Source organism: Streptomyces sp. NBC_01471 (assembly GCF_041438865.1).
Lineage (GTDB): Bacteria > Actinomycetota > Actinomycetes > Streptomycetales > Streptomycetaceae > Streptomyces.
The window spans coordinates 6,015,083-6,027,609 of the sequence record NZ_CP109450.1 but is presented as its reverse complement, the minus strand read 5'-3'; the positions used below and the strand labels follow the sequence as shown (position 1 = coordinate 6,027,609).

Annotated in this window: 9 protein-coding genes; 6 read left to right on the top strand and 3 right to left on the bottom strand. The window is 71.7% G+C overall.

All coding sequences use genetic code 11. The features are described from left to right. Positions 1-278: 278 nt before the first annotated feature. From lpdA to OG285_RS26935, 5 genes are all read left to right on the top strand, one after another. Complete coding sequence (gene lpdA / locus OG285_RS26955; RefSeq protein WP_356825082.1) at positions 279-1,667, top strand: dihydrolipoyl dehydrogenase; 1,389 nt, start codon at positions 279-281, stop codon at positions 1,665-1,667. Positions 1,668-1,739: 72 nt separating this feature from the next. Then, positions 1,740-3,503, top strand: coding sequence for a 2-oxoglutarate dehydrogenase, E2 component, dihydrolipoamide succinyltransferase (gene sucB / locus OG285_RS26950; RefSeq protein WP_371792475.1), 1,764 nt, complete (start codon positions 1,740-1,742; stop codon positions 3,501-3,503). A 124-nt stretch (positions 3,504-3,627) separates the two neighbouring features. After that, positions 3,628-4,251, top strand: a complete 624-nt coding sequence (locus OG285_RS26945) for a GntR family transcriptional regulator (RefSeq protein WP_356825086.1) — start codon at positions 3,628-3,630, stop codon at positions 4,249-4,251. Positions 4,252-4,456: 205 nt separating this feature from the next. Then, positions 4,457-7,123: a pyruvate dehydrogenase (acetyl-transferring), homodimeric type gene (gene aceE, locus OG285_RS26940; protein ID WP_371792474.1), complete on the top strand. Its 2,667-nt coding sequence runs from the start codon at positions 4,457-4,459 to the stop codon at positions 7,121-7,123. 118 nt (positions 7,124-7,241) lie between these two features. Next, positions 7,242-8,267 carry a helix-turn-helix transcriptional regulator gene (locus OG285_RS26935; protein ID WP_371792473.1) on the top strand — a complete coding sequence of 342 codons (1,026 nt, stop codon included), beginning with the start codon at positions 7,242-7,244 and terminating at the stop codon, positions 8,265-8,267. Positions 8,268-8,280: 13 nt separating this feature from the next. On the opposite strand, the gene OG285_RS26930 is transcribed toward OG285_RS26935, so the two are convergent. Next, positions 8,281-9,204 (bottom strand): SDR family oxidoreductase, encoded by a 924-nt coding sequence (locus OG285_RS26930; protein ID WP_371792472.1) that lies wholly within the window; start codon positions 9,202-9,204, stop codon positions 8,281-8,283. Positions 9,205-9,309: 105 nt separating this feature from the next. Beyond that, positions 9,310-11,304 (bottom strand): hypothetical protein, encoded by a 1,995-nt coding sequence (locus OG285_RS26925; RefSeq protein ID WP_371792471.1) that lies wholly within the window; start codon positions 11,302-11,304, stop codon positions 9,310-9,312. A gap of 149 nt (positions 11,305-11,453) precedes the next feature. Between OG285_RS26925 and OG285_RS26920 the strand changes: the two genes are divergently transcribed. After that, entirely contained in the window at positions 11,454-11,972 is a 519-nt protein-coding gene (locus tag OG285_RS26920) for a DUF4240 domain-containing protein (protein ID WP_356825096.1), read from the top strand. A gap of 45 nt (positions 11,973-12,017) precedes the next feature. Here OG285_RS26920 and OG285_RS26915 read toward each other — a convergent pair whose 3' ends face one another. After that, positions 12,018-12,515 carry an N-acetyltransferase family protein gene (locus OG285_RS26915; RefSeq protein WP_371792470.1) on the bottom strand — a complete coding sequence of 166 codons (498 nt, stop codon included), beginning with the start codon at positions 12,513-12,515 and terminating at the stop codon, positions 12,018-12,020. Positions 12,516-12,527: the final 12 nt, after the last annotated feature.

Below are 12,527 nucleotides of genomic sequence, written 5' to 3'. Positions count from 1 at the left end.
CCCGGGCTCCACGCCCGGGGCCGTACGGCTTTGCCCCGCCTTTGCCGGTGTTCGCCCTGAACGAAATCCGTACGTACGTACGCCGGGGCAAGGGGCCCGGAGGGCGGATGGGACGTACCACACTGCGGCCCGGCGTCCCGTCCACGGCCGACAAGTGCGAAGATGGGTCTTCGGCAGGACAGGGCCCCCACCACAGGGCCGAAATAAAAGCGGCCGTACACCCGCCGCCGCCCGGTCAGGGAAGACCGGACCGGCGCACCATGCATGGAGGACGTGACGTGGCGAACGACGCCAGCACCGTTTTCGACCTAGTGATTCTCGGCGGCGGTAGCGGCGGTTACGCCGCGGCGCTGCGCGGGGCGCAGCTTGGTCTCGACGTCGCCCTGATCGAGAAGAACAAGCTGGGCGGTACCTGCCTGCACAACGGCTGCATCCCCACCAAGGCCCTGCTGCACGCCGGCGAGATCGCCGACCAGGCGCGCGAGAGCGAGCAGTTCGGTGTCAAGGCCACCTTCGAGGGCATCGACATCGCCGGGGTCCACAAGTACAAGGACGACGTGATCGCGGGCCTCTACAAGGGCCTGCAGGGACTGGTCGCCTCCCGCAAGGTGACCTACATCGAGGGCGAGGGGCGTCTCTCCTCCCCCACCTCGGTCGATGTGGACGGCAAGCGCATCCAGGGCCGCCACATCCTCCTGGCCACCGGCTCCGTACCGAAGTCGCTGCCCGGCCTGGAGATCGACGGAAACCGCATCATCTCCTCCGACCACGCCCTGACGCTGGACCGGGTCCCGGAGTCCGCGATCATCCTGGGCGGCGGCGTCATCGGCGTCGAGTTCGCCTCGGCGTGGAAGTCCTTCGGCGCCGAGGTGACCATCGTCGAGGGCCTGAAGCACCTGGTGCCGGTCGAGGACGAGAACAGCTCGAAGCTCCTGGAGCGCGCGTTCCGCAAGCGCGGGATCAAGTTCAACCTGGGCACCTTCTTCGACAAGGCCGAGTACACCGAGAAGGGTGTCAAGGTCACGCTGGCCGACGGCAAGGAGTTCGAGGCCGAGGTGCTGCTCGTGGCCATCGGCCGCGGACCGGTCTCGCAGGGCCTCGGTTACGAGGAGCAGGGCGTCGCGATGGACCGCGGCTACGTCCTGGTCGACGGGTCCATGCGGACCAACGTCGAGACCATCTCGGCCGTCGGTGACCTGGTCCCGACCCTTCAGCTCGCACACGTCGGCTTCGCCGAGGGCATCCTCGTCGCGGAGCGTCTGGCCGGTCTGGCGACCGTGCCGATCGACTACGACGGTGTGCCGAAGGTGACGTACTGCCACCCCGAGGTCGCATCGGTGGGACTCTCCGAGGCCAAGGCCAAGGAGGTGTACGGCGCGGACAAGGTCGTCGCCCTCAAGTACAGCCTCGCGGGCAACGGCAAGAGCAAGATCCTCAAGACCGCGGGTGAGATCAAGCTCGTCCAGGTCAAGGACGGTGCCGTCGTCGGCGTCCACATGGTCGGTGACCGGATGGGCGAGCAGGTCGGCGAAGCCCAGCTGATCTACAACTGGGAAGCTCTGCCGGCCGAGGTCGCGCAGCTCATCCACGCGCACCCGACGCAGAGCGAGGCGCTCGGCGAGGCCCACCTGGCCCTGGCCGGCAAGCCCCTGCACTCCCACGACTAGCAGCCCCTCCCGGGCACTGAGTCCCAGGGACGCGACGACCACTTCACTTTTCCGTAAGGAGCAACTGAAACCATGTCGGTTTCCGTAACCCTGCCGGCGCTCGGCGAGAGCGTCACCGAGGGCACCGTCACCCGCTGGCTCAAGGCCGAGGGCGAGCGCGTCGAGGCCGATGAGCCGCTGCTGGAGGTCTCGACCGACAAGGTCGACACCGAGATCCCGGCCCCGGCTTCCGGTGTGCTGGCCTCCATCAAGGTCGCCGAGGACGAGACCGTCGAGGTCGGCGCCGAGCTGGCCATCATCGACGACGGCACGGGCGCTGCCGCCCCGGCCCCGGCCGCCGCCGAAGCACCCGCCGCCGAGGCCCCCGCCGCCGAGGCCCCCGCGCCTGCCGCCGAGGCACCCGCCGCCGAGGCGCCCGCCGCCGGCGGTTCCGCCGAGGGCACCGACGTCACCCTGCCGGCGCTCGGCGAGAGCGTCACCGAGGGCACCGTCACCCGCTGGCTCAAGGAAGTCGGCGACGACGTCGCCGAGGACGAGCCGCTGCTGGAGGTCTCGACCGACAAGGTCGACACCGAGATCCCGTCGCCCGTGGCGGGCACCCTGCTGGAGATCCTGGTCGGCGAGGACGAGACCGCCGAGGTCGGCGCCCGGCTCGCCGTCGTCGGTGCGAAGGGTGCGGCCCCGGCCGCGGCGCCCGCCGCCCCGGCCCCCGCTGCCACCCCGGCACCGGCCGCTCCGGCTCCGGCCGCCGCGCCGGCCCCGGCCGCTCCGGCCCCGGCCCCCGCCCAGCCGGCCCCGGCCGCGCCCGCCGCACCTGCGGCTCCGGCGCCGACGCCCGCCCCGGCCGCCTCTCCGGCGCCCGCCCCCGTCACCCCGGCCCCGGCTCCGGCTCCGGCCGCGACCGCCGCTGACGACGCCGCCTACGTGACCCCGCTGGTCCGCAAGCTCGCCGCCGAGAACGGTGTCGCGCTGGGCTCGGTCAAGGGCACCGGCGTGGGTGGCCGCATCCGCAAGCAGGACGTCATCTCCGCAGCGGAGGCCGCCAAGGCCGCCGCCCCGGCGCCGTCCGCGGCTCCGGCGGCCGCCGCCAGGGCGCCGAAGCTGGAGGCGTCCCCGCTGCGCGGCCAGACCGTCAAGATGACCCGCATGCGCAAGGTCATCGGCGACAACATGATGAAGGCGCTGCACAGCCAGGCTCAGCTGACCACCGTGGTCGAGGTGGACATCACCAAGCTGATGAAGCTGCGCAACCAGGCCAAGGAGAGCTTCGCCGCCCGCGAGGGCGTCAAGCTGTCCCCGATGCCGTTCTTCGTCAAGGCCGCCGCCCAGGCGCTGAAGGCCCACCCGGTCGTCAACGCCCGGATCAACGAGGACGAGGGCACGATCACCTACTTCGACACCGAGAACATCGGTATCGCGGTGGACTCCGAGAAGGGTCTGATGACCCCGGTCATCAAGGACGCGGGCGACCTCAACCTCGCCGGCATCTCGAAGAAGACCGCGGAGCTGGCCGGCAAGGTCCGGTCCAGCAAGATCAGCCCGGACGAGCTGTCCGGTGCGACCTTCACGATCAGCAACACCGGCTCGCGCGGTGCGCTGTTCGACACGGTCATCGTCCCGCCGAACCAGGCAGCCATCCTGGGCATCGGCGCGACCGTCAAGCGTCCGGCCGTCATCGAGACCGCCGAGGGCACCGTCATCGGCGTCCGCGACATGACGTACCTGGCTCTCTCCTACGACCACCGCCTGGTGGACGGCGCCGACGCGGCCCGTTACCTGACGACGGTCAAGGCGATCCTGGAGGCCGGCGAGTTCGAGGTCGAGCTCGGCCTGTAACCAGCCTCACCTGCGGTGCCCCCGTCCGGATCGCTTCCGGGCGGGGGCACCGCCGTATTGTCATGGGGGGCCTGGTCCGCGCGACCGTCCCCACCCAGACCAATACGGTCCGAAGGAGCACAAAATGACGCCGCCCGTCATCCACTCCCTGCGCGAGCAGATTCGCGAGCACATCGTGGAGGGCATCGTCCGCGGGCGGTGGCAGCCCGGTGAACGGATCGTGGAGCGGCGGATCGCCGTCGAGCTGGAGGTCAGCCAGACGCCGGTCCGGGAGGCCCTGCGCGAGCTGGAGTCGCTGCGGCTCATCGAGTCCGCCCCCAACAAGGGCGTACGCGTACGGAACCTGACCGCGGCCGACCTGGAGGAGAGCTATCCCGTCCGGGCCGGCCTGGAGCAGATCGCGGCCGAACTGGCCGTCGACCGGCTGGCCACCGATGTCTCCGCCCTGGAGCCGTCGGTCGCCGCGCTCTACCGGGCCGACCGGGCCGGCGACAGCGCGGCGCAGGTCAGGCACACCGTGGCCTTCCACAGGGAGCTGGTGCGGGCCGCCGGGAACAGCGTGCTGATGCACACCTGGGAGTCGCTGGGCATCGAGGTGTTCACCACACTGTCGATCCGCTGGCTGGGGACCGTGCAGAAGTCGTACGCGGAGGAGCACGAGGCGCTGGTCGAGGCGTTCCGGCGGCGGGACCCGCAGATCGGCCCTCTGGTGAAGGACCATGTGCTCGGATGTGCGCCGCGAGCCTGATTCCGGGGCTTTTTGCGGCACCGCGTGCCCACATTACTGACACCGCATGCCGACTTTTTACGTAGCGGAAAGATTTTTCCTTCAACCCTTTGATCGATCATCGATCAGCGACTTACAGTCTCCGGAGGGCTTCACCCAGCCCGTCGCCCTGTCCTGCCAGACCGGGCCTTTCTTCACCCCCTGTTCTGTCCGGAAGGCGGCGACCATGACCGACCCCGTAGGCAAGCTTCACAGCGAGCTCGACCAGCTCCCGGACCGCGACCCCGAGGAGACCGCCGAGTGGGCGGCTTCCCTGGACGCCGTCACCAAGGCCGCCGGCCCCCACCGTGCCGCATATCTGATGCGCCGCACGCTGGAGCGGGCCGACAGCGACGGTCTCGCGCTGCCGAAGCTGCTGGAGACCGACTACGTCAACACCATTCCTACTTCCGCCGAGCCCGCCTTCGACGGCGACCTGGCGATGGAGAGCCGGATCACCGCGTGGAACCGCTGGAACGCGGCCGCGATGGTCACCCGCGGCTCCCGGTTCGGCGTCGGCGGCCACATCGCCACCTTCGCCTCGGCCGCCTGGCTGTACGAGACCGGCTTCAACCACTTCTTCCGCGGCAAGGAGGGTGACGGGTCCGGCGACCAGCTCTACATCCAGGGCCACGCGTCGCCCGGCATCTACGCCCGCGCCTTCCTCGACGGCCGCCTCAGCGAGCAGCAGCTCGACAACTTCCGCCAGGAGGCGGGCGGCGACGGCCTGCCGTCCTACCCGCACCCGCGGCGGCTGCCCTGGCTCTGGGAGTTCCCCACGGTCTCCATGGGCCTGGGCCCGATCTCCTCGATCTACCAGGCGCGGTTCAACCGCTACCTGTCCGGCCGCGGCATCAAGGACACCTCGAACTCGCACGTCTGGGCCTTCCTCGGTGACGGCGAGATGGACGAGCCCGAGTCGACGACCGCGCTCACCCTGGCCGCCCGTGAGGGTCTCGACAACCTCACCTTCGTCATCAACTGCAACCTGCAGCGCCTCGACGGCCCGGTGCGGGCCAACTTCCGGGTCGTGCAGGAGCTGGAGGCCCAGTTCCGCGGCGCCGGCTGGAACGTCGTCAAGACGCTCTGGGGCTCCGCCTGGGACGAGCTGTTCCAGCTCGACACCACGGGTGCGCTGATCCGCCGCCTCCGCGAGGTACCGGACGCCCAGTTCCAGACGTACGCGACGCGCGACGTGGCCTACATCCGCCAGCACTTCTTCGGCGCCGAGCCCGCGCTCGCCGAGCTGGCGAAGCTGCTCACCGACGCGAAGATCGCCGAGTGCTTCCACACCTCGCGCGGCGGCCACGAGGCCCGCAAGGTGTACGCGGCGTACAAGGCGGCCCTGGAGTTCAAGGGCGCGCCGACCGTGATCCTCGCGCAGACCGTGAAGGGCTACACGCTCGGTGAGGGCTTCGAGTCCCGCAACGCCAACCACCAGATGAAGAAGCTGGACGGCAAGCAGTTCCGCACCATGCGCGACCTGCTGGACCTGCCCATCCCGGACGCGAAGCTGGACGAGGACCTGGTGCCGTACGGCCACCCCGGTGCCGACTCCCCCGAGGTCCGCTACCTCCAGGAGCGCCGGGCCGAGCTCGGCGGTCCCGCCCCGGCCCGCCGGGTGCACCAGGTGGTGCTGCCGGACCCCGAGGAGCGTGCCTTCAAGGCGCTCATCAAGGGTTCGGGGCAGCAGGAGATGGCCACCACCATGGCCTTCGTCCGGCTGATGAAGGACCTGATGCGGGACAAGCAGACCGGCAAGCGCTGGGTGCCGATCGTCCCCGACGAGGCCCGCACGTTCGGTATGGAGTCGCTGTTCCCGTCGGCCGGTATCTACTCGCCGAAGGGCCAGACGTACGACGCGGTCGACCGCGACCAGCTGATGTACTACAAGGAGGCCACCGACGGCCAGATCCTCAACGAGGGGATCACCGAGGCCGGCGCCATGGCCGACTTCATCGCCGCCGCCACGTCGTACGCGACGCACGGCGAGCCGATGATCCCCTTCTACATCTTCTACTCGATGTTCGGCTGGCAGCGCACCGCCGACCAGATGTGGCAGCTCGGCGACCAGCTCGGCCGCGGGTTCATCGTGGGCGCCACCGCGGGCCGCACCACCCTCACCGGTGAGGGGCTCCAGCACGCGGACGGCCACTCGCATCTGATCGCCTCCACCAACCCGGCGTCGCTCAACTACGACCCGGCGTTCGCCTTCGAGATCGCGGTGATCGTCAAGGACGGTCTGCGCCGGATGTACGGTCCGGACGCGGAGAACGTCTTCTACTACCTGACGGTCTACAACGAGCCGATGCGGCAGCCCGCGATGCCCGAGGGCGTCGAGGACGGCATCCGCCGCGGTCTGTACCGCTTCAAGGAGGGCGCGGCGGCGTCCGGCACCCCGCGGATACAGCTGCTCGCCTCCGGTACGGCGATCCACTGGGTCCTGGAGGCCCAGGAGCTGCTCGCGGCCGACTGGGGCGTCACGGCCGACGTCTGGTCGGCGACCTCGTGGGGCGAGCTGCGCCGCGACGCGCTGGAGTGCGACGAGGCGATGCTCCGCGGTGAGCAGCGCACCCCGTACGTCACCCGGGCGCTGGCCGGGGCCCCCGGCCCGGTGCTCGCGGTCAGCGACTGGATGCGCCAGGTGCCGGACCAGATCAGCCAGTGGGTCGAGCAGGACTGGACCTCCCTGGGCACGGACGGCTTCGGCCTCTCGGACACCCGTGAGGCGGCCCGCCGCCACTTCGGTGTCGACGCGCAGTCGGTCGTCGTCGCCGCGCTGGCCTCGCTCGCCAAGCGCGGTGAGGTCCCCGTGTCGGCGGTCAAGGACGCCCGCGAGCGCTACGGCCTGTGACCGTGGCACATCGGGTGTGAGGGCGTGACGTGACGACGTGACGTGACGACGGGCGTGTGACTCGGGGGGTGCCCGATGTCACGCGCCCGTTGTCGGTGGTGGCGGGCATGCTGTTTCCATGCGCGCTGCCCGCCTGATCAGGATGGTGCTGCTGCTCCAGTCCCGGCCGCTGATGACGGCGGCCGAGCTGGCGCAGGAGCTCGACGTGTCCGAACGCACCGTCACCCGGGACGCGCTCGCCCTCTCGGAGGCGGGCGTTCCGGTGTACGCGGAGCGGGGCAGGTCCGGTGGGTACCGGCTGATCGGCGGTTACCGCACGCGGCTGACCGGTCTGGCCCGCACCGAGGCGGAGGCGCTGTTCCTGTCCGGACTGCCCGGCGCGCTGCGCGAGATGGGGCTCGACGACGCCGCGTCGGCGGCCCGTCTGAAGGTGTCGGCGGCCCTTCTCCCCTCGCTGCGCGACGCCCCGGCATCGGCCGCCCGGCGCTTCCATCTGGACGCGCCGGGCTGGTACCAGGAGCCGAGCACCCCGGCGCTGCTGCCCCCGCTGGCCGACGCGGTCTGGTCGGACAGACGGGTGCGGGCGGACTATCGCCGCCGGGACGGCTCCGAGGTGGAACGCGACCTGGAGCCGTACGGACTCGTGCTGAAGGCCGGTGTCTGGTACGTCTGCGCCCGCGCGGAAGGCGAACCGCGCGATGCGATCGAGCCGGATGACCCGACCGGGCCGCACGATCCGGCTGACTTCCGGGTGTACCGCATCGACCGCTTCACCGCGCTCACACCGCAGGAGGACGGCTGTTTCGTGCGGGACGAGGCGTTCGACCTGCCCGCCTTCTGGGAGCAGCGGGCCGCCGGCTTCGCCCGGTCACTGCTCCGGGCGGAGGTGGTGGTCCGGGTCTCCGCGTCCGGTGCCGAGTCCCTCCCGTACGCGGTGGACCGCGCGGCGGCGAACGAGGCGCTCACCGCCGCCTCGGCCCCCGACGGGCTCGGCCGGGTGACGGTCGTGCTGCCGGTCGAGTCGCTGGATGTGGCGTACGCGCAACTGCTCGCGCTGGGACCGGAGGCGGAGGTCCTGGAGCCGCCGGAGCTCCGGGCCCGGTTCGCCGAGGCACTGACGGCGGCGGCGCGGCTGTACGCATGACCCGGACCGGCCGTCAGCGGTAGTCCTCCGCCGACCCGCCGGAGCCACCGAGCGCGACGTCCGTGATGTACCGCCAGGCGTCCGGACGGCTGCCGTCGGTGTCCGTGAAGCCGTACTCCGCGGCCAGCTGTCCGCTGGAGAGCGACTGTCCGTTCCACCGGTCCCGGTCCGCGTCGGCGGCGACCGCCGCCACCGCACGGCCCACGAACACCGGGGACTCCGCGATGGCGAAGTGCGGGTCCTTGGCGATGGCGTCCCGCCAGGTCGCCTCCGTCACCCCGAAGTGGTCGAGCATCGCCTCCGAGCGCAGGAAGCCGGGGGTGACACAGACCGCCGTGGAGCCGACGGACTTCAGGTCGTGGGCGAGGTCGGAGGCCATCCGGATCGGTGCGTTCTTGGCCAGGTCGAAGTAGAAGTTCTCCCGGTAGTCCCGGTTGAACTCGGCCGTCCCGTCGGTCACTTCGACCACCAGGCCGCCACGCGCGCGGACCAGCAGCGGGAGCGCGACGCTGCTGGTGACGATGTGGCTCCGCACGCCGAGCTCCAGCATGCGGAGTCCGTCGTCGAGCCGGATCTCCCACATCTTGTTCCCCTCGCCGATCCCGGCGAGATGGTCACCGCCCCAGATGTTGTTGACCAGGATGTCCAGCCGCCCCTGCTCACGGTCGATCCGCTCGACCAGGGCGCGGACCTGCTCCTCCACCAGATGGTCGGTGGGCACGGCGAACCCGGTGCCGCCCGCGGCACCGATCAGCTCGGCCGTCTCCTCGATGGTCTCGGCACGCCCCACCTCGCTGCGCTGCTCGCGGGTGGTGCGCCCCGTCGCGTACACGGTGGCGCCCGCCGCGCCCAGCTGTACGGCGATGGCCCGGCCCGCGCCCCGGGTGGCACCGGCGACCAGGGCGATTCGTCCCGTCAAAGGCTTCTCTGTCTCCATACGGGTCACCGTGCCATCGATACCCGACAGCCTCGGTCCGGATTTCCCGGGAGGTCCGGATTCCCGGGGCGGCCGGGAATCCGGGGGGCGGTCCGGTTCCGGCGTTCAGCCCAGCGCCTTCAGCCTGCCCCCGTTCGCCAGCCGGGCCGTCATGACGGCCCGGTCGCGCTGACCCGCCCGTACCGCCATGGTCGTACCGTCCGCCGTGGCCCGTACGCCCCCGGTCGCGTCGATCTCACGGACCTCCCTGCTGCCCGCGGCCAGCAGGTACCACTTTCCCGAGCCGGACTTCCACTTGGCACCGGCCAGGACGTTCTGGCCGAAGCGGCTGCACAGTGCGGTGTTCTTCTGCTGCGCCACGACGGCGCCCGGCCGGGACACCTGCCCGGTGGGGAGCTGGAGCTGTACGGAGACCCTGCCGGGCCCCTTCCAGGTGTCCGCCCTGGTGCACACCCAGGAGGCGCGGCCGCCGTTCTCGGGGAGCTGCTGGCGGGCGTACTCCCAGTTGTTCACGGACCGTACGCCGCTGCCGCGGACCCCGGCCAGCGAGCAGGCCGTGTGCGCCCAGCTGAGCAGCGCCTGGCCGCCGGTCGCCTCCCGGGGCGCCCTCGCCGGGACCCCGCCGCCAGGCGGCGGGGTGTAGGTGAGGTGGACGGGTGTGAGGTCACCGAGGTCGGTGAGGAGGAACGCGTGCTTCTCCGCCACCTTGCTGGAGGAACGGAGCTGGAGCGCGGGCCAGGACCCGCATCCGGTCCCGCCCGCGGGAACCACCGGGCTCGACACCGGTGCGGTCACCCCGTCCTTGCCCTCGTCGAGCGGGCGCGCCGGGGTGTCCGGGGTGAGGAGGTCACGGGTGGTGGACTCGGCGACCCAGGGAGCCAGCAGGAACCGGGCGTTGCCGTCGGTGCGGCCGATGACGACCGCGGCTCCGGTGGTGATGTCCGCGTCGTCGGTGCGGGCGAAGTCGAGCGCGGGCGCGCCCTCGCCGTCGGTGGGCTCGGCGTACCGGACGACGCGCTCACCGTCGGCGAACAGGACCACGGCCGCGCCGTCCACGTCGCCCGCGTAGAGCAGCCGGGGCGGCTGGGCCGGGGGCACGGTCGCGGCGCCCTGGGTGGCGGAGATCCGTACCGTACGGGCCGGGCTCGCCCAGACCTTCAGCGCCCGGCCGAGCAGCGCGCTGTCCCCCGTACGGGCGCCGCGCGCGGGCCAGGCCGTGAAGTCCATGCGCGAGGTGTGGGCCCACTCCTGCGCGGGGGCGCGCAGCAGCAGCGCGGGGTCGGCGGCCCGGGCGCTGACGGCGGGGTCGAACGGTCCGGTCGCGGCGGGCGGCGCGGAGCTGCCGTCGCGGTCCACCACGACCAGCGCCACGGCGAGCACGGTCACCACGACGCCCACGAAGCGCGCGAACCTGACCCGCTGCCTGCGCCGGATCAGGTCGGTGGGGCGGGTGTGCACCAGGCAGGGATCGAACTCGTCGGAGCTCAGCAGCGCGTCGGCGCCCGCCTCAGCCGGGGTACGGGCCAGCCGGAGCGCCGTGCGCAGCGCGGACCCGGCGTCGGTGGCGCCCGCCGCCGTCAGCAGCGTACGGGTGGCCTGTTCGCTCAGGCCCTCGATGCGGTGCAGTACGAGCGCGGCTCTCGCGGCCGCCGTGGTCCCCGACAGCGCCTGTTCCAGGGCGAGTTCATCGGCGCCACCGGACCGGGGGAAGATCCGCAGCCCGAAGACGGCGGGCAGCACGGGCCGCAGCGTACGCGGCGCGGGCAGCTGCCGGGGCCACCAGCCGGGGCGCTGTCCGTACGCCAGGGCGGTCTCCAGTACGCGCTGTCTGACCAGTGCGTATCCGGGGTCCTCCGGGGCGCCGCGCTGGACGGGCACGCGCGGCTCGACCGGACCGCTGTCGCGGGAGGCGGGCAGCGCGCGCTGGACGACCGCGTGGGCGGCGAGCACACGGCGGTGGCGGCCCAGTGACGGGGGCAGCGTGAGGTAGGCGAGGCGGACGAGCCGCGGATAATGCTCGACGAGTGCGGCTTCGGCCTGTTCCACGCCCACTCGGGCGGCGCCGGACCGCGCCCCTTCCGGTTGCTCTTGCGTTCGCATGACGGGGGTGACCCCTTTGGGGTGAGTGATCGGAATCGCTACAACCGTCAAACGAGTGAATCATCGGACGGTCACATCGCCTGGTAACAAGAGGGCCGCTGATCGGCGCTCCGCGTGCGCGGCGCCCCGCCAACCACGATGCTGTACGCGTGAGGGACGAGACGGAGTTCTGGGAGACCATCGACAGCACTCGCGCGGCCGCCGACGGCGACCCCGAGGACCATGCCGATCTGCTCACCGAGCGATTGGCGCAGCTCGACCCGGAGTCCGTGCTGGAGTTCGCGCGGTACTTCGAGACGCGCTACAACCGTGCGTACCGCTGGGATCTGTGGGGTGCGGCGGTCGTGCTGCTGCGCGAGAGCGACGCCGACTCCTTCGACTACTTCCGCTGCTGGCTCATCGGCCAGGGCCGGGAGATCTTCGAGGGCGCGCTGCAGGATCCGGACGCCCTGGCAGACCTCCTGGACGACTTCGACGAGGAGATCGACGGCGACGGCGAGGAGCTGGGATACGCGGCCGACGAGGCGTACGAGCAGCTCACCGGGGCGCCCACCCCCGATCTGGGCATTCCGCCGCAGGCCGCCGACCCGGAGGGGCCGCCGGTCGACTTCGACGACGAGGCGCTCGCCGAGCGGTATCCCCGCCTGTGGGAGCGGTTCGGCTCATGAGCGCCCACACGGCCTGTCCGTACGCGCGGCCGTCCGTACAGGGACTCAGTACGCGGTGAGGCCGCGCCCCATCAGTACGTCGTCGACATACCGGCCCGCCAGGTGGAACTCGCCCGGCAGCACACCCTCCACCGCGAACCCCTCGGCGGCGTAGAGCTCGCGGGCCGGGGTGTTGTGCCCGAGCACCCGCAGGGTGATCCGGGTGGCGCCCTGGCGCCTCGCCTCGGCGCACGCGGCCCTCAGCAGCGCCCGGCCCACCCCGTGGCGGCGCGCCGTTCCGGCGACGGCCAGGCCCCGGATCTGGCGTACATGGGCGTTGCTGGCGAGCGGCGTGGGCGGCACCAGCCGGATGTAGCCCACGATCTCGCCCGCCAGCTCGGCGACCAGAAGGTCGCCAGGCGGGTGTTCTTCATCGAAGAAGGGCCGGTACGGGGGCCGAGGCGGCGGCATGACCTCGTGCAGCGTGGACCAGGTCGTGCGGTCGAGCTCACCGAGCGCGTCACCGTCGTCCAGTACGGCCATACGTATGTGCGGATCGGGCATGCGGGCCACTCT

Bases quoted from the DNA above. Each gene is read 5' to 3' on its own strand.
- OG285_RS26925 (WP_371792471.1), bottom strand. From the start codon at position 11,304: ATGCGAACGCAAGAGCAACCGGAAGGGGCGCGGTCCGGCGCCGCCCGA.
- OG285_RS26915 (WP_371792470.1), bottom strand. From the start codon at position 12,515: ATGCCCGATCCGCACATACGTATGGCCGTACTGGACGACGGTGACGCG.
- sucB (WP_371792475.1), top strand. From the start codon at position 1,740: ATGTCGGTTTCCGTAACCCTGCCGGCGCTCGGCGAGAGCGTCACCGAG.
- OG285_RS26935 (WP_371792473.1), top strand. From the start codon at position 7,242: ATGCGCGCTGCCCGCCTGATCAGGATGGTGCTGCTGCTCCAGTCCCGG.
- OG285_RS26930 (WP_371792472.1), bottom strand. From the start codon at position 9,204: ATGGAGACAGAGAAGCCTTTGACGGGACGAATCGCCCTGGTCGCCGGT.
- aceE (WP_371792474.1), top strand. From the start codon at position 4,457: ATGACCGACCCCGTAGGCAAGCTTCACAGCGAGCTCGACCAGCTCCCG.
- OG285_RS26945 (WP_356825086.1), top strand. From the start codon at position 3,628: ATGACGCCGCCCGTCATCCACTCCCTGCGCGAGCAGATTCGCGAGCAC.